Here is a 15,523-nt window from a genome sequence, read left to right as displayed (position 1 = left end):
TGAAGATATTAACTTACTTTCGCTGAACTGAAGGCCATCTCTTCAGGACCAGAACACCCGGTCCACGATGCCGCGCGCCCGCCGCGCGGAGCGGAGGTAGTCGTTGACCATCTCGTCGGACTGACCGGGCTCGTACTGGAGGATGGCGGCCACCGCAGCCCGCTCCCGGGCATCGCGCGGCAGCTGGTCGGCGGGCTTCCCACGGACCTGGACCGTCGCGTTGCGAGCCCTGCTCGCGAACCTCCACGCCTCGGCGAGCCCGTGGGCGTCGCTCACCTCGAGGAGGTCGTGCTCCACGGCCACCTCCAGCGCCTCGAGGGTCTTGGTGGTGCGCAGCTCGGGAATCCGGCCCGCGTGGCGCATCTGGAGCAGCTGCACGGTCCACTCGACGTCGGAGAGTCCCCCGCGGCCGAGCTTGAAGTGGGTCGCCGGGTCGGCCCCGCGGGGCAGCCGCTCGTCGTCGACCCGGGCCTTGATCCGCCGTACCTCGATGACGTCGTCGCTGCTGAGCCCGCCCTCGGGGAAGCGCAACGGGTCGATCAGCTGGCGGAAGCGCTCGCACAACCCGGCGTCGCCGACGATCGGCGCCGCCCGCAGCAGCGCCTGGGCCTCCCATACGGCCGACCACTTGGCGTAGTACGCCGCGTAGGAGTCGAGGGTCCGGACCAGCGGCCCCTGCCGCCCTTCGGGCCGGAGCCCCGTGTCCACCTCGAGTGCCGGGTCGCGGGCCTGCGCCGAGAGCAGGGAGCGCACCTCGTTGGCCACCGACTGCGCCATCGACGCGGCCAGCTCGGGATCGGCGCCCGGCAGCGGCTCGTGCACGAACATCACGTCCGCATCGCTGCCGTAGCCGAGCTCGTAGCCCCCGTAGCGCCCCATGGCGATGATCGCCATCCGGGTGGGCATCGACACCCCGCGCGTGCGCTCGACCCCCCGGATCACCGCAGCCAGGGAGGCCTCGAGGGTGGCGCTGGTGATGTCGGTGAGCGCGTAGCCCACCTCGGCCACCCCGAAGGGGACGCACAGGTCGGCCACGCTGATCCGGAGCAGCTCGCGCCGCCGGATCGCCCGGATGGCGACCACGGCGTCCGCGGCGCTGTCCCGGCGGGCGGCCGCGGCCTGCATCTCCTTCTGCACCGTCTCGCGGGAGAGCGGCTCGAGGCGCTCCTGCTCCCCGAGGATGGCCACGCCCTGCGGCTCGCGCTGGAGCAGGTCGGTGGCGTAGCGGCTCGTCGCCAGCACCGTGGCCATCCGCTGGGCCGCCTCCCCCTCGTCGCGCAGCAGCCGCAGGTACCACGGGGTGGTCCCGAGCGCTTCGGAGATCCGGCGGAAGCCGAACAGCCCGGCGTCCGGGTCGGGCGCATCGGCGAACCAGCGCAGCATCACCGGCAGCAGCGTGCGCTGGATCTGCGCGGTGCGCGAGACCCCGGCGGTCAACGCCTCGAGGTGGCGCAGGGCGGCCTTCGGGTCCTGGTAGCCCAAGGCCGCGAGCCGGGCCTGGGCGGCACCGGGGCTCATCCTGACCTCGTCACCGCTGATCCGGGCCACCGCGGAGAGCAGCGGGCGGTAGAACAGCTTCTCGTGCAGCCGGCGCACCTCCCTCTGGTGGAAGTGCCACTGGTCGTCCAGCTCACGCACCGGGTCCCGGGTGTAGCCCAGCGAACGACCCAGGCGGCGCAGCGACTTCTCGTCCTCGGGCATCTCGTGGGTCCGGCGCAGCTTGTACAGCTGGATCCGGTGCTCGAGGGTGCGCAGGAAGGCGTAGGCGTCGTGCAGCGAGCGGCCGTCCTCGCGACCGACGTAGCCGCGTTCGGTGAGGCTCGCCAGGGCGCTCAGGGTGGCGGGCTGGCGCACCTCCTCGTCGGTGCGGCCGTGCACCATCTGCAGCAGCTGTACGGCGAACTCGACGTCTCGCAGGCCACCGGAGCCGAGCTTGAGCTGTCGCTCGGCGTGGCTGGCCGGGATGTGGTCGAGGACGCGGCGGCGCATCGCCTGGACCTCCTCGACGAAGCCGTCACGCTCCGCAGCCGACCAGACCAGGGGCCCGATCACCTCGGCGTACTCCCGGCCCAGCGCGTGGTCGCCCGCCACCGGGCGTGCCTTGAGCAGGGCCTGGAACTCCCACGTCTTGGCCCAGCGCTCGTAGTAGCCGCAGTGGCTGGCCAGGGTGCGCACCAGCGGGCCCGAGGAGCCCTCGGGACGCAGGTTGGCGTCGACCGGCCAGATGGTGCCCTCGCGGGTGTGCTCGGAGCAGACCTGCATCAGCACCGAGGCGAGCTGCGTGGCCGCGCGCATCGCCACGTGATCGTCGTGGCCCTCGACCGGCTCCGCGACGTAGACCACGTCCACGTCGCTGACGTAGTTGAGCTCGTGCCCCCCGCACTTGCCCATCGCGATCACCGCGAACCGGCAGGACCCGGCCGCCTCGCCCACCTTGGCGCGGGCCACTGCGAGGGCGGCCTCGAGGGTGCCGGCGGCGAGGTCGGCCAGCTCGGCGGCCGCGTCGTCGACGCGGAGGTGGTGTGCCAGGTCGCGGGAGGCGAGCCGCAGGAGCTGGCGCCGGTAGTCCACCCGCAGGGCATCCATCGCCTCGGCGTGGGGCAGGGTCGCGACCGGTTCGGCCTCGTCGGGGTCCCCGCCCACGGCCCGGACCAGCGAGGCCCGCATCGCGTACGCCGCCGGACGCGTCGACCCCAGCGAGGGGTCGCACAGCTCGTGCCAGTGCTCGGGATGACGGCGCAGGTGGTCAGCGAGCGCCTGGCTGGCCCCGAGCACCGAGAGCAGCCGCATCGAGGTGCCCTCGTCGTCGGCCACCTCCGCCAACAGCCGGTCGCGATCCTCGACCGCGTCGGCGAGGTCGATCAGGGAGGCGAGCGCCTGGTCAGGGTCCGCACTGCGCCCGATCAGCGGGATGATCGGGGCGCTCACCTCGCCGAGCTGCCCGATCAGCGTGCGGGCGCGGTCGGGATCGAGGAAACCGAGACGGACGAGCTGGCCCTGGGTGAAGTCGGCTCGAGGGGTCATCCGGGGAACCTATCCTCACCGCACCCGTGCTCAGATGACCGGAAGCATCCGGTCGCGCTCGTAGGCCGAGACCTGGCCGCGGTAGTCCTCCCACTCCGCCCGCTTGTTGCGCAGGAAGAACTCGTAGACGTGCTCGCCCAGCGTGTCGGCCAGCAGCTCGGAGTCCTCGGCGATCTTGATGGCCTCGTAGAGGGTCTTGGGCAGCTGCTCGAGCCCGAGCGCCTTGCGCTCGCGGTCGGTCAGCGACCAGACGTCGTCCTCGGCCTCACGCGGGAGCTCGTACTCCTCCTCGAGCCCCTTCATGCCGGCAGCGAGCACGACCGCGTAGGCGAGGTAGGGGTTGCACGCGGCGTCGATGGAGCGCAGCTCGATGCGCGTCGACTGGCCCTTGTTGGGCTTGTACATCGGCACCCGCACCATCGCGGAGCGGTTGTTGTGCCCCCACGACTTGTACGACGGGGCCTCGCCGCCGCCGATCAGCCGCTTGTAGGAGTTCACCCACTGGTTGGTGACGCAGGTGATCTCGCTGGCGTGCCGCAGGATGCCCGCGATGAAGTGACGGGCGGTCTTCGAGAGCTGGTACTCCGCGCCGGCCTCGAAGAAGGCGTTGGTGTCGCCCTCGAAGAGCGAGACGTGGGTGTGCATCCCGGAGCCGGGGTGGGTGGTGAACGGCTTGGGCATGAAGCTGGCCCAGATGCCCTGGCTCAGCGCGACCTCGCGCACGACGGTGCGGAAGGTCATGATGTTGTCGGCCGTGGAGAGCGCGTCGGCGTAGCGCAGGTCGATCTCCTGCTGGCCGGGACCGCCCTCGTGGTGGCTGAACTCCACCGAGATGCCCATCGACTCGAGCATGTTGATCGCCTCGCGGCGGAAGTCCGAGCCGCGTGACTGCGCGGTGTGGTCGAAGTACCCGCTGCGGTCGACCGGGACCGGCTCCTCGCCCATGCCGGGGCGCCCCTGGAAGAGGTAGAACTCGATCTCGGGGTGGGTGTAGAACGTGAAGCCCTTGTCGGCCGCCTTCTGCAGCGTCCGCTTGAGCACGTAGCGCGGATCGGCGTACGACGGGGAGCCGTCGGGCATGAAGATGTCGCAGAACATCCGCGCGGTCGACGGGGTCTCGCCGCGCCACGGCAGCAGCTGGAAGGTGGCCGGGTCGGGGTGGGCCAGCATGTCGGCCTCGGTCACCCGGGCGAACCCCTGGATCGCGGAACCGTCGAAGCCGATGCCCTCGGAGAAGGCGTTCTCCAGCTCCGCCGGCGCTACCGAGACCGACTTGAGGTAGCCGAGCACGTCGGTGAACCAGAGTCGAACGAACCGGACATCGCGCTCTTCGAGTGCGCGCAGTACGAAGTCTTCCTGCTTACCCATGGGTCGAGCCTAGGGCAGAGCCGCGAAGGCCCGTGCGAGCGGGCGCCAACCGGCTGCCAACTCGTTGCGCGCGGCGGCGACGGTGCGCAGGACCTCCTCGAGGTGACCCTCGTCGTAGCGGTCCCGATCGTCCTCGGCCCAGGTGGCCAGGATGCTCTCGTCGACCTCCGGGTGCAGCTGCACACCCCACACCGTCGGGGCGAACCTGGCGGCCTGCAGCTCGCCTGCGGGGGTCTCGGCCAGCACCACCGTTCCCTCCGGCGCGCGCAGCACCAGGTCGTTGTTCCAGTGCACCCCGAAGCGGGTGCCCACCAGGGACGCGGTGAGGTCGTCGGTGGCCGCGGCGTCGGTCCAGCCGATCCGCAGCAGCCCCAGCTGCTGGCCGCGCGGGTTGGGCCCCGCCTCGCCACCCAGCGCCACCGCCACCAGCTGGTGCCCCAGGCAGATGCCCAGGGTGGCCACGCGACGGCGGGCGGCCTCACGGACCAGCTCCCGGGTCGGCGCCAGCCACGGATGGGCGGCGTCGTCGTTGGCACCCATGGCGCCGCCGAGGACCAGCAGCGCGTCGTACCCGTCGAGACCTGGCGGCAGCGACGTCCCGGTGTAGGGGCGGTGCACCTCGAGGGTGCAGCCCAGCTCGACGAGCCAGTCCCCCACCCACGCCGGCGGGCAGTCCTCCTCGTGCTGGACGACCAGGATGCGCTCGACCATCAGGACCGTGGCACGTTCTCGAGCTCGGCCAACCAGGCGGCCGCGCCCGCGTCGCTGGGCATCCGCCAGTCGCCGCGAGGCGACATCGTCCCGCCGGCGCTGACCTTCGGGCCGTTGGGCAGGGCGGAGCGCTTGAACTGGCTGGCGAAGAAACGCTTGATGAACACCTCGAGCCACTCCCGGATGTCGCCCAAGTGGTACTCGGGCCGGTTCTCCTCAGGGTAGTTCGGGGGCCATTCCCCCGCCTCGGCGTCAGACCACGCGTGCTCGGCGAGGAAGGCGATCTTGCTGGGCCGGAACCCGAATCGGAGGACGTGGAACAACGTGAAGTCGTGCAGGGCGTAGGGCCCCACCGAGTCCTCGGTCGACTGCGCCTTCTCCCCCTCGCGGGTCGGGATCAGCTCGGGAGTGATCTCCTGGCCGACGATGTCGGTGAGCAGCTGGTTCACCTCGTCGTCGCTGTCCCCGAGCTGCTCGCTGCTGACGACCCAGCGGATCAGGTGCTGCACGAGCGTCTTCGGCACGCCGGAGTTCACCGTGTAGTGGGACATCTGGTCGCCGACGCCGTAGGTGCACCAACCCAGGGCGAGCTCGGAGAGGTCACCGGTGCCGAGCACGATGCCCCGACGCTGGTTGGCGATCCGGAACAGGTAGTCCGTGCGCAGGCCGGCCTGGACGTTCTCGAAGGTGATGTCGTAGACCTCCTCGCCCTTCGCGAACGGGTGGCCCATGTCGGTCAGCATCTGCCTGGCGGCAGGCTGGATGTCGATCTCCTCGAACGTGGTGCCGAGGGCGTGCGAGAGCCGGGTCGCGTAGGACTTGGTGGTGTCGCCGGTGGCGAACCCCGGCAGCGTGAACGCGAGGATGTCGCTGCGTGGCCTCCCGAGCCGGTCCATCGCCTTGGCGGCCACGATCAGGGCATGGGTCGAGTCGAGTCCGCCCGAGACGCCGATGACGACCTTCGGCTGGCCGATCGCGCGCAGCCGCTGCTCAAGCCCGGAGACCTGGATGTTGTAGGCCTCGAAGCAGTCCAGTGCCAGCCGCTCCGCGTCGTCGGGGACGAACGGGAACCGGTCGACCTTGCGCCGCAATCCGATGTCACCGGTCGGCGGCGCCAGGGTCAGCGCGATCTCGCGGAAGTCGCCGCCGTCGACGCCTTCCGATCGCCGGTTGTCGTCGAAGGTGCCCTGGCGCATCCGCTCCTGGCGGATCCGGTCCAGGTCGACATCGGCGATCGTGCGGCGCGGGCCGTCGGGGAACCGGTCCCCCTCGGCGAGCAGGCCGCCGCACTCGTAGATCATCGTCTGCCCGTCCCACGACAGGTCGGTGGTGGACTCGCCCTGGCCCCCCGCGGCGTACGCGTAGGCGGCCGAGCAGCGCGAGCTGGCCGAGCGGACCAGCTGCTTGCGGTCCTCGGCGCGGGCGATGGTGATCGGGGACCCGGAGAGGTTGACCAGCACCGTGGCCCCGGCCAGCGCGGCGTGGGCGCTCGGCGGCACCGGGACCCACATGTCCTCGCACACCTCGACGAACAGGCTCAGGTCGGGCAGGTCGGTGGCACGGAAGATCAGGTCGGGGCCGAACGGCACCGTCGCGCCCGCCAGGTCGATGTACTCCCCCCGCTGGTCCTCGCCCGCGGCGAACCAGCGGGCCTCGTAGAACTCGCGGTAGGTCGGCAGGAACGACTTCGGCGCCACGCCGAGCACGGCGCCCCGGTGGATCACCACCGCGCAGTTGTAGACCCGGTTCCCCTTGCGCAGCGGAGCACCGACGACCAGCACTGGACGCAGGTCCTCGCTGGCCGTGCAGATCTCCCCGATGGCCTCCCGGACCGCCTCGAGCAGGGTGTCCTGGAGGAAGAGGTCCTCGATGGAGTACCCCGTCAGGCACAGCTCGGGGAAGATCGCGACGGCGACACCGTCGTCGTGGCACTCGCGTGCCTGCTCGATCACCGTCGCGGCATTGGTGGCTGGGTCCGCGATCGTCACCGGCACCGTGCAGGCGGCGATCCGGGCGAACCCGTGGGCATAGGCCGAGTTGAAGTCCACGGGTCGCAGTCTTGCACCCGGCGTGAGCAGCAACACAGGGGCGTTCTCGCCGTTGCGGGTCTAGCGTTCCTCGCATGAGCGAAGAAACCGCGCCCTACGGCACCGGCTCGTCAGCAGGCGGCGCCGGGGCCTCGCAGCCCTCGACCCCCCGACCGGGAAAGCGCATCCGCACCCAGCACCTGCGCGAGCTCAAGCAGCGCGGGGAGCGGTTCGCGATGCTCACCGCCTATGACATGTACACCGCGCAGATCTTCGACGAGGCCGGCATCGAGGTCCTGCTCGTCGGTGACAGTGCCTCCAACAACGTCTACGGCAACGAGAGCTCGCTGCCGGTGACTGTGGACGAGCTGATCCCGCTCACCCGGGCCGTCTCCCGCTCGGTGACGAGGTCCCTGGTGGTCGGCGACCTCCCCTTCGGGTCCTACCAGCGGTCGCCGGAGCAGGCCTACGACACCGCGGTGCGGTTCATGAAGGAGGGCGGCGCCCACGCGATCAAGCTCGAGGGCGGGCGGGAGATGGCTCCCCAGATCGAGCTGCTCAGCCGGGGCGGAGTCCCCGTGATGGCCCACATCGGGTTCACCCCCCAGAGCGAGCACGCCCTCGGCGGCTACCGCGTCCAGGGGCGGGGCGAGACCGGTGATCGCATCCTCGACGACGCGCGCGCGGTCCAGGAGGCCGGAGCCTTCGCCGTGGTGATGGAGATGGTTCCCGGAGACGTCGCCGCTCGGGTCACCGAGGAGCTGTCGATCCCGACGATCGGCATCGGCGCGGGCGCCGACTGCGACGGCCAGGTGCTCGTGTGGCAGGACGCATTCGGGCTCAGGGCCGGGAAGATGGCCCGGTTCGTCAAGCAGTACGCCGACGTGCGCGGCGTACTCCTCGACGGTGCCCGCGCCTACGCCGCCGAGGTCAGGGCCGGCGAGTTCCCCGGAGCCGAGCACACCTTCTGAGCCGGGCACCTTCCCCTGGGACGGACTCTTGTCCGTTTTGATCCGTTTTTGGTTATTCGTCAGCATTTTCCACGCTGAGCCGCGACGATGTCTTCACGGACGTGTTCGACAGCTCGGCGGGGGCAGCAGATGGCAATCTTCGACACCAGGAAGCGCAAGCGGCGCAAGAAGCGTCGCCTCCGCGTCAAGGTCAAGCGCCGTCGCGTCGTCAAGCCGAAGCCGAAGCCGAAGCCGAAGCCGAAGCCCAAGCCCAAGCCGAAGCCCAAGCCGGTCGTCAAGAAGCCGGCCACGGTGAAGAAGCCCACGGCCACCCCGGCGAACCAGGCGTGGCGGTCCCCGGCCCCGACACCGACCGCTCGCGAGCGGCTCTACCTGAACCGGTTCGGCACCGGGTTCACCCCGAGGTCGCTGGCCCAGCTCCGGGCTGCGGGCTCCCCCGAGGCCTGGCTGGCCAAGCAGCTGTCCCCAGGGAGCATCCCAGAGGCAGCGAAGATCGCCAGCATCGACTCCTGGTTCTCACCGCTGCGGCGTTCGGCCGCCGAGAAGGCCGAGACGAACGCCGGGACCGGCAAGCAGGCCTGGGAGTACGGCAACGACCTCGGCAACTGGAGCATCCTGCGCCGGATCTACTCCGAACGGTCCGTGCTGGAGACGATGACCGAGCTCTGGTCCGCCCTGCTGCACATCCCGGTCGGCCACGACCGGGCCTGGGCGTTCCGCTACGACTACGACGCCACGATCCGCCGGCACGCCCTGGGCACGTTCGAGGAGCTGCTCACCGCGTGCTCGCTGCACCCGGCGATGCGGCTCTACCTCGACAACTGGAAGTCGGTGCGCAACAAGCCCAACGAGAACCAGGGCCGTGAGCTCCTCGAGCTTCACTCCGTGGGACGCAGCGCCGGCTACACCGAGGACATGGTCAAGTCGTCGGCGGTGATCCTCTCCGGGTACACCGTCGACTGGGGCAAGAGCTACGCGGTGCGGTACGACCCGAAGGCGCACACCATGGGGCCGGTCAAGGTCCTCGGCTTCTCCAGCGCCAACGCGTCCGAGGACGGCCAGGCCGTGACCATCGCCTACCTGAAGTACCTCGCGCACCACCCGGCCACCGCCCGGCGCGTGGTCACCAAGCTCGCCACGCAGTTCGTCTCGGACTCCCCCTCCGACGCCCTGGTCAACTCCCTTGCCGCGGTCTACACGAGCTCGGGGACCAGCATCTCGGCGGTGCTCACCGCGCTCTCGCGGCACCCGGAGTTCCTCACCTCCACGGGCCAGAAGGTGCGTACGCCGGTGGCGGACCTCGTCGCGACCGCTCGCGTGCTCGCCGTGGACGTCCAGGCCCCCGGGTCGGGGAACTCGTGGGCGAACGCGGCCAACTACGTCCACGGCGGAGACCGGGTCTTCGCCTGGCCCCGACCCGACGGTCCCCCGCTCACCGGCCGCTCGTGGTCGGCGGCCTCCCGCCTGTTCGCGAGCTACGACATGCACCAGAGCCAGGCCGGAGGCTGGTGGCCCAAGGAGGGCGCGAAGTACCGCACCGCGGCCTCCTGGCTGCCCGCGTCCTCGCTGAGGTTCGACGCCTACGTCGACCACCTGTGCCGGATCTGGCTGGGCAAGCCTGCCGATGCCCGCCTGCTGAAGGTGGCCACCCAGGCCGTCACGGGTCCGGAGAAGTGGGCGATCGTGACCGCCTCGAGCATCGTCACCAAGGACCACAACCTCGGAAGCTGGCTGTTCCCGCGACTCGTCTGCGCGCTTCTCGACACTCCCGACCACATGACCACGTGAGGCAAGCCATGACCAACCACTCGAGCCACTCGAGCACCCCGGACAACGCCTGCTGCAGCGACCACACCCGCTCGCAGGTCTCCCGGCGTTCGCTGCTGCAGGGGGCCGCCGCCGTGGGCGGCGGCATGGCCGTGACCCAGATGTTCGGCGACGCGATGATGCAGGCGACCTTCGCGGGGACCCCCGGCGGCAACACACTGGTCGTGATCAGCCTGCGAGGTGGCATCGACGGGATGGGCGTCGTGGTCCCCCACGGCGACCCCGGCTACTACAAGGCCCGTCCCACCACCGCGGTCAAGGCCAACACCCTGCTGTGCGCGGACTCCATGTTCGGGCTGCACCCGGCGATGAAGCCGCTCGAGCCCCTGTGGAAGGGCGGGAAGCTCGCCGCGATCCAGGCCACCGGGCTTGCCGTACCCAACCGCTCGCACTTCTCAGCCATCGAGGAGGTCGAGGACGCCGCGCCCGGCTCATCGGCGCGGACCGGCTGGATCAACCGGATGATCGGCCTCGGTCCTGCGAACGGGACCCTGGACGCGGTGCAGCTCGGGATGAACTTCCCGACCACCGCCCTGATCGGCCCGCACCCCACCCTGGCCACCCAGGACCTCGACGGACTGCTGGTCCCCGGCCTCGACGGCCGGGCCACCCAGCGCTACACCTCGCTGACCTCGGCGTGGGCCGGCGCCACCGGGCCACTGGCCGCGGGCGCACGCGAGGCGGTGGCCATCTCCAAGGGGCCCGGGCAGAAGCTCAAGTCGATGGCGAACAGCTCCACCGCCTACCCGACCGAGTGGTTCGCGACCCCGTTCGCCCAGCCGCTGAAGAACGCGGCCAAGCTGATCCGCGCGAACATCGGCACCGACGTCATCGCCATCGACGCCGGCAACTGGGACCTGCACACGAACTACGGGACGCTCACCTGGGGTTCGATGCAGAGCAACATCTCCGGCTTCGCCCAGGCCCTCGCCGCCTTCATGACCGACCTCGGGACGCTCAGCTCACGGGTCACGGTGGTCACGATCTCGGAGTTCGGCCGCCGCGTCGCCGAGAACGGCAGCCAGGGCTTCGACCACGGCTGGGGCAACATGATGCTGGTGGCCGGGGCCGGCGTGAAGGGCGGCAAGTACTACGGCACCTGGCCCGGCCTCGAGACCGGCTCGGTGATCGACGGCGACCTCAAGGTCACCACCGACTACCGCAACGTCCTCGCCGAGATCGTCAAGAAGCGCTTCCCGGACCGGTCCGTCCCCGCACTGTTCCCGGGCCTGGCCATCGAGCCCGTGAACATGATGGCGTGACGGTGCCCGAGTGCCTCGGTTCAGCATCGTTCCCGGCATAGCCTGAGACGATGCGACGTCTCCTGCTGGTGACCCTCGGCCTGCTCCTCGTCCTCACCGGCACGGCGTACGCCGGCCAGGCCGCGGGACTGCCCGGCAGCACGAAGGACCAGACGAGGAGCCAGGCGCGCGCCGCCAAGGTGCCCGCGCTCCGGGTCACCGTCCTCGCCCGACGCCTCGACCTGCCCTGGGACGCCCAGCCGATCGGCAAGGGGCGCTTCCTGGTCACCGAGCGCGCCACCAAGCGGTTGCTGACCGTCCGCAAGGGCAAGGTGCGCCGCGTCGGCTACGCCTCCTCCACGGTGTGGGCCCGCGGCGAGACCGGCCTGATGTCCCTTGCCGTGGACCCCGGGTTCGGGAAGAACCGGCGGTTCTACACCTGCCAGGGCGGTTACCTCGGCGGCGGTCGTCACGACGTCCGGGTGATGGAGTGGCGACTCTCGCGCAACGCGCGCACCGCCACCCTGGTCAAGCCGCTGCTCACCGGCATCCCCGCCACCTCGGGCCGCCACGGCGGCTGCCGGCTGCTGATCAGCGGCAACGCGATGATCGTCGGCACCGGTGACGCGGTCACCGGCACCAACGCCCGCAACCTGAACTCGCTGGGGGGCAAGACGCTGCGGCTGAACCGGTTCACCGGGGCGCCGTGGCCGACGAACCGGTGGGTCCGCTCGTCCTCACGCGCCGCGCGTTACGTGCTCACCTACGGTCACCGCAACGTGCAGGGCCTGGCCCAGCGGCCCGGGGGCGCGGTCTGGTCGGTGGAGCACGGGACCAACCGGGACGACGAGGTCAACCAGCTCGCCAACGGCGGCGACTACGGCTGGAACCCGGTCCCGGGCTACGACGAGAGCCGCCCGATGACCGACCAGGGCCTCCCCGGGACCCAGATCAACGCCCGCTGGCGCTCGGGCTCACCCACCCTGGCCACATCGGGTGCGGCCTGGGTGCTGGGGCGCAAGTGGGGCGCGTACAACGGCACCCTCGCCGTGGCGGCGCTGAAGGGCGAGCGCCTGATGTTCATGCGCTTCGACTCCGCGGGCAGGTTCCGCAGCCTCGCGGCACCGCCCGCACTGCGCAAGTACGGCCGGCTGCGCTCAGTGACCCGCGCGCCCAACGGCGACCTGCTGGTGACCACGGCCAACGGTGGCTCCCGGGACTACGTCCTCCGGGTCAGCCCGCGGCGGCGCTGACACCCTCGCCGAGCGCCTCCAGCAGGCGTGCGTCTCATCGGCATAGCGGCGGGCCAGGGTCGACCTGCCGACACACGAGGGCCCGTTGAGGTGGATCAGCCGAGACATGGCGCGAACCTACGACACGGGCCCGGCTCAGCCGCCCCAGCCGAGGTAGCGGGTGCCGATCACGATCGTGGGCAGCCAGACCACCAGGCCCAGCAGCGGCAGCCAGGGCACCCGGTCGGGGTGCGGCACGAACCAGCGCACGGCCAGCGCGAACAGCACCAGCCACAGCAGGACGAACAGGACTGTCACCCACCAGGGCGCCACGTTCGCGGTGCCCAGGTTGAGGAAGAGCAGGCACGCCATCGCGCCGAGGCCGACAAAGCCCCACGGAGAGATCTTCGAGCGCGCCACCCGCGGAACCCTACGTGAGAACACCTTTTGCCCTACCTTGACCTCACGCACCACGCCGGTGCCGTCTCGGAGGAAAACGTGAACCCATCGTTCGTGCCCGCGCACCGCGCTCGCCGTACCGCACCCGTGCTGCTGGTGTCCCTCCTGCTGGCCGTCACCGGTTTCCTGGCTCCCTCGGGGCCGGCCGTCGCCGAACCCGCACTGGGGACGACGATCACGCTGAGCGCTCCCGCCTCCGGCAAGGCCGGGCTGCCTGCCCGGTTCACGATCGCGCTGACCGACGCCGGCGGGGCTCCCGTGGTGGGCGCCAGGGTCACGCTGCAGCAGCTCACCTCCGCGTGGACGGCCGCCGGGTCCGCGACCACCGACAGCACCGGGCGCGCGGTCGTCACCACCGCCCTGCCAGCGGGTACGACGTCGTGGCGGGCGACGTACGCCGGGGACGGAGTGAACGCACCGTCGGTCTCCCCCACCTCCCTGGTCCTCGGCCAGCGCTTCACCACCACCCTGAAGCTGTCCGGGCCGCCCCGGATCGTCGACGAGCGCACCGGCACCCTGAGCGTGCTGTGGACCGCTGCCGACGGCAGCCCGGTCCGCGGGGCGATCACGATCCACCGCCGCGTCGGCACCGGCCCGTGGGTGGTGCACCGCAGGCTGAGCACGTCCGCGACCGGGCGGGTCGCGCTCACGGTGGCGCCCCGGACCGACACCACCTGGCGTGCGACCGGCGCCGCGGGCAGCTGGTGGCTGGCCACCACCTCCAACGACCAATTCACCGACAACGTTCCGCAGGTGGCCCCGGTGGTGCTCCCGGCCAACGCGCCCCGCCCCGCGGCGACTCCGGCGCAACCGCGCGCCACGGGCGCCGGCGCAAACGCGAGGGTGACCCGGATCCCGACGAACGTGTGGCGCTCGATGGTGGGCCGGAGCTGGCACCGCGGCTGCCCCGTCGGCCGGGCCCGTCTGCGCCTGATCCAGGTGAACTACTGGGGCTTCGACGGCTACCGCTACCGCGGCGAGATGGTGCTCAGGGCGGGCGTGGCCGGTCGTGCGGCCGCCGCCCTGCGCGACATGTACGACGCCCGCTACCCGATCCGCCGCATGTACCGCGTGGACCGCTTCGGCTGGAGCAAGGTGCTGCGCGGGGCGAACGACTACGCCTCGATGCGCGCGGACAACACCTCCGGGTTCAACTGCCGCTCGGTGGTGAACAAGCCCCGGGTGCGCTCCCCGCACGCCCGTGGGCGTTCTGTGGACGTGAACACCTGGGAGAACCCCTACCGCTCGGCCACCGGCCTGGTGCCGAACTCCTGGTGGGCCTCACGCAGCCACCCGCGCGTGGCGTGGCGGTCGAGCTCGCACCCGGTGGTGAAGATCTGGCGACGGCACGGGTTCCGGTGGACCTACGGCAACAACGACAGCCAGCACATGGACGGCCGCAAGGCCCCCGGTGCCGGCTCGATCGCCGGCAGCTTCACCGGCTGAACCGGATAGTCCGAGACCTTTCCGTCGTCGAAACGGACATCTGAGAACGGAAACGTCTCGGACTATCCCGCCTGGCCGGTCGGTCCGGGTGGTCAGTCCTCGAGCGCGTCGTCGTTCCAGTTGGGGTCGTTGTCCCACTCCTCGTTGCGCTCCTGGGTCTTCTCCAGGGCGCGCTCGGCCTCGGCCGCGGAGGGGTAGGGACCGAGGCGGTCCGCGTTCTTGCAGCCGTCCTTGCCCTCGACCGCATGGTGCTTGAGGCAGTACCAGTACTCGCTCATGTCGCCGAAACTACGCGGTCGCGCCCGAGCGTGCGAGGCCGCGTTCGGCGAAACTACACTCGGCGCCGTGACTGCCATAGCTCCTGGACGCATCTCCCCGCGGCGCCCGGTGCCCGCGCACATCGCTCGCCCCGAGTACGTCGACAAGCCGGCGCCCGCCCCGTTCACCGGATCCGAGGTCAAGGACTCCGACACGATCGAGCGGATGCGGATCGCGGGCAGGCTGGCCGCCCAGGCCCGCGACCTGGTCGGCTCGCACGTGCAGCCCGGCGTGACCACCGACGAGCTCGACCGCATCGGCCACGAGTTCCTCTGCGACCACGGCGCCTACCCGTCCACGCTGGGCTACAAGGGCTTCCCGAAGTCCCTGTGCAGCAGCATCAACGAGGTGATCTGCCACGGCATCCCGGACAGCACCGTCGTCCAGGACGGCGACATCGTCAACATCGACATCACCGCCTTCCTCGACGGCGTCCACGGCGACACCAACGCGACCTTCCTGACCCCCGGCGTCGACCCGGAGGTGGTCGAGCTGGTGGACCGCACCCGCGAGGCGCTGCGCCGGGCGATCAACGCGGTCAAGCCCGGCCGCAGGATCAACGTGATCGGCCGGGTGATCGAGTCCTACGCCAAGCGGTTCGGCTACGGCGTCGTACGCGAGTTCACCGGCCACGGCATCGGCACCTCGTTCCACTCCGGCCTGGTCGTCCCCCACTTCGACGACCCCCACTACGACGACCTGATCAGGCCCGGGATGACGTTCACCATCGAGCCGATGCTCAACCTGGGCACCCACGAGTGGGAGATGTGGGACGACAACTGGACCGTGGTGACCAAGGACAGGCGGGTCAGCGCGCAGTTCGAGCACACCCTGCTGGTCACCCCGGAGGGGGCGGAAATTCTCACGCTGCCCTGACCGGGACACCGGGCGAAACACGT

General features: G+C 70.8%; 12 protein-coding genes. 6 read left to right on the top strand and 6 right to left on the bottom strand.

Going from position 1 to position 15,523, the window contains the following annotated elements; all coding sequences use genetic code 11:
- Positions 1–42: 42 nt before the first annotated feature.
- The 4 genes from AC4BGC_RS06445 to AC4BGC_RS06430 are packed head-to-tail and all read right to left on the bottom strand — an operon-like array spanning position 43 to position 7,151.
- Positions 43–3,024 carry a bifunctional [glutamine synthetase] adenylyltransferase/[glutamine synthetase]-adenylyl-L-tyrosine phosphorylase gene (locus tag AC4BGC_RS06445; RefSeq protein WP_490554864.1) on the bottom strand — a complete coding sequence of 994 codons (2,982 nt, stop codon included), beginning with the start codon at positions 3,022–3,024 and terminating at the stop codon, positions 43–45.
- Positions 3,025–3,054: 30 nt separating this feature from the next.
- On the bottom strand, positions 3,055–4,392 hold the full coding sequence (gene glnA, locus AC4BGC_RS06440) for a type I glutamate--ammonia ligase (protein ID WP_490544895.1): 1,338 nt from the start codon (positions 4,390–4,392) through the stop codon (positions 3,055–3,057).
- 9 nt (positions 4,393–4,401) lie between these two features.
- Positions 4,402–5,103: a type 1 glutamine amidotransferase gene (locus tag AC4BGC_RS06435; RefSeq protein ID WP_490554863.1), complete on the bottom strand. Its 702-nt coding sequence runs from the start codon at positions 5,101–5,103 to the stop codon at positions 4,402–4,404.
- Positions 5,103–7,151: an NAD(+) synthase gene (locus AC4BGC_RS06430; protein ID WP_490554862.1), complete on the bottom strand. Its 2,049-nt coding sequence runs from the start codon at positions 7,149–7,151 to the stop codon at positions 5,103–5,105. The genes AC4BGC_RS06435 and AC4BGC_RS06430 overlap by 1 nt, the downstream gene beginning before the upstream one ends.
- 74 nt (positions 7,152–7,225) lie before the next feature.
- Between AC4BGC_RS06430 and panB the strand changes: the two genes are divergently transcribed.
- The 4 genes from panB (at position 7,226) to AC4BGC_RS06410 (ending at position 12,422) form a co-directional block, all read left to right on the top strand.
- Positions 7,226–8,101 (top strand): 3-methyl-2-oxobutanoate hydroxymethyltransferase, encoded by an 876-nt coding sequence (gene panB / locus AC4BGC_RS06425; RefSeq protein ID WP_490544900.1) that lies wholly within the window; start codon positions 7,226–7,228, stop codon positions 8,099–8,101.
- A gap of 129 nt (positions 8,102–8,230) precedes the next feature.
- Positions 8,231–9,889: a DUF1800 domain-containing protein gene (locus tag AC4BGC_RS06420; RefSeq protein ID WP_490554861.1), complete on the top strand. Its 1,659-nt coding sequence runs from the start codon at positions 8,231–8,233 to the stop codon at positions 9,887–9,889.
- An 8-nt stretch (positions 9,890–9,897) separates the two neighbouring features.
- Positions 9,898–11,190 carry a DUF1501 domain-containing protein gene (locus tag AC4BGC_RS06415; protein ID WP_490554860.1) on the top strand — a complete coding sequence of 431 codons (1,293 nt, stop codon included), beginning with the start codon at positions 9,898–9,900 and terminating at the stop codon, positions 11,188–11,190.
- A gap of 50 nt (positions 11,191–11,240) precedes the next feature.
- Complete coding sequence (locus AC4BGC_RS06410) at positions 11,241–12,422, top strand: PQQ-dependent sugar dehydrogenase (RefSeq protein ID WP_490554859.1); 1,182 nt, start codon at positions 11,241–11,243, stop codon at positions 12,420–12,422.
- Between the two features lie 135 nt (positions 12,423–12,557).
- On the opposite strand, the gene AC4BGC_RS06405 is transcribed toward AC4BGC_RS06410, so the two are convergent.
- Positions 12,558–12,821 carry a hypothetical protein gene (locus AC4BGC_RS06405; protein WP_490554858.1) on the bottom strand — a complete coding sequence of 88 codons (264 nt, stop codon included), beginning with the start codon at positions 12,819–12,821 and terminating at the stop codon, positions 12,558–12,560.
- 78 nt (positions 12,822–12,899) lie between these two features.
- Here AC4BGC_RS06405 and AC4BGC_RS06400 point away from each other — a divergent pair, with 78 nt between their 5' ends.
- The gene (locus AC4BGC_RS06400) at positions 12,900–14,306 is read left to right on the top strand and encodes a M15 family metallopeptidase (protein WP_490554857.1); all 1,407 of its coding nucleotides are present in this window, start codon (positions 12,900–12,902) and stop codon (positions 14,304–14,306) included.
- A gap of 92 nt (positions 14,307–14,398) precedes the next feature.
- Here AC4BGC_RS06400 and AC4BGC_RS06395 read toward each other — a convergent pair whose 3' ends face one another.
- Entirely contained in the window at positions 14,399–14,584 is a 186-nt protein-coding gene (locus tag AC4BGC_RS06395; RefSeq protein WP_490544911.1) for a hypothetical protein, read from the bottom strand.
- Positions 14,585–14,651: 67 nt separating this feature from the next.
- On the opposite strand from AC4BGC_RS06395, the gene map reads away from it, so the two are divergent.
- Positions 14,652–15,500 (top strand): type I methionyl aminopeptidase, encoded by an 849-nt coding sequence (map, locus tag AC4BGC_RS06390; protein WP_490554856.1) that lies wholly within the window; start codon positions 14,652–14,654, stop codon positions 15,498–15,500.
- The last annotated feature ends 23 nt before the right edge of the window (positions 15,501–15,523 follow it).

The sequence above is a fragment of the Nocardioides sp. Z38_18 genome (assembly GCF_058215695.1).
This window is presented reverse-complemented; position numbering and strand designations above follow the sequence as displayed.